This window comes from Streptomyces sp. sk2.1 (assembly GCF_008120935.1).
In the GTDB taxonomy this organism is placed as follows: domain Bacteria; phylum Actinomycetota; class Actinomycetes; order Streptomycetales; family Streptomycetaceae; genus Streptomyces.
Genome location: NZ_RDBO01000277.1, coordinates 1 through 1,178, shown reverse-complemented (window position 1 = coordinate 1,178; position 1,178 = coordinate 1). Strand labels below are relative to the sequence as shown.

At 70.5% G+C, this 1,178-nt stretch carries 3 pseudogenes; 1 reads left to right on the top strand and 2 read right to left on the bottom strand.

Going from position 1 to position 1,178, the window contains the following annotated elements:
- A pseudogene (locus tag EAO76_RS47210) lies at positions 1-536 on the bottom strand (transposase); the annotation flags it as partial.
- Positions 533-796, bottom strand: a pseudogene (locus EAO76_RS47205) (transposase); the annotation flags it as partial. The pseudogenes EAO76_RS47205 and EAO76_RS47210, both read right to left, overlap by 4 nt.
- Between EAO76_RS47205 and EAO76_RS45230 the strand changes: the two are divergent.
- Positions 771-1,178 (top strand): annotated as a pseudogene (locus EAO76_RS45230) (hypothetical protein); the annotation flags it as partial. The pseudogenes EAO76_RS47205 and EAO76_RS45230 overlap by 26 nt on opposite strands.

Sequence of the window (1,178 nt, the reverse complement as noted above, 5' to 3'; positions counted from 1 at the left end):
GGCTTCTCCCGGGGCCGGCGGAGGTCTGTGGCGAGAGGGCGGGCGAGCCGGAGTTGGGTGTGAGCGACGATCAGGATCCAGGTCCAGCGGTCCGCCGCCTCGGGGGTACGGAGTTTCGGGGTGGTCCAGCCGAGGGTCTGCTTCGCGAAGCGGAGGGTGTGCTCCAGATCGAAGCGGCGGAGGAACGCCTGCCAGAAACGGTCCACATCGTCCGGTGTGGCACCGGTCTTCGAGGACCACAACCACACCGGCGGAGCGTCCCGGTCATTCGACAGATGCTCGACCTTCAACCGGATCAACGTGCCTTCGACCAAGGGCAGTTCGCCGTCGTGGTCGAGCCATGAGGAACGGTGGGTGAGCCGGGGATGGACCCGGTCCCATGCCCGTGTTTCGGCCTTGCCGTAGTTGGTGGTGTCGGTGACAGTGGTGATCGCGGGTTCGGGCCAGGTCTCCGGCCTGGTGAACCGGAACTCCGGTCCGTGCCTGGGCGGCCGGCCGTTCGTCCCCGGTCGGCGGGTCGGCTTGGGCAGGCGCATGAACGGTCGGAGCGGACCCGGCCGACCAGCTCGACCGGCAGATCGCGCAGGACCCGGGCCAGACGGGTGACGTCGTAGCCGGCGTCGCTGACGATCACGATGTGCGGATCCCCCTTCTGCCACTGCCCCGCGGCGATGAGCCGCTCGACGACACCCCGCAGCTGGGCGGCGGTGACCGCGGTCGCGTCGTCCGCCGGGCCGAGCCGGACCGCGTCCAGGATCGCGGTCCAGGACGTGGCGCCCGGCTTCAGCGCGGCCACGAAGGAGCAGGGGCCAGCCCGGGATGAACTGCGAGGCCGTCTTCGCCCGGCCGTAGACGTGACAGAAGAGCCGCTCCGCCGCAGACGGCTGGGGCCGGAGCCGCTGAAGGCACTGTTCGCGCGGGTTTGCCGACCGGTGGCCGTCCAGGACACGGCCGGCGCCTGGTATCGCGGGTGGCGGCTGGTCGCCGTGGACGGCACCGTCTTCGACGTCCCGGACACCGAGGCGAACAGCACGTACTTCGGCCGTCCCGGTTCCGGCCGGGGACAGCAGCGCAGTGCCTACCCGCAGGTGAGGGTCGCTGCGCTGGTGGAGTGCGGGACACACGCGGTGTTCGCCGCGGCAACCGGCCCGCTGTCGGTTCATGAACAGCATTTGATT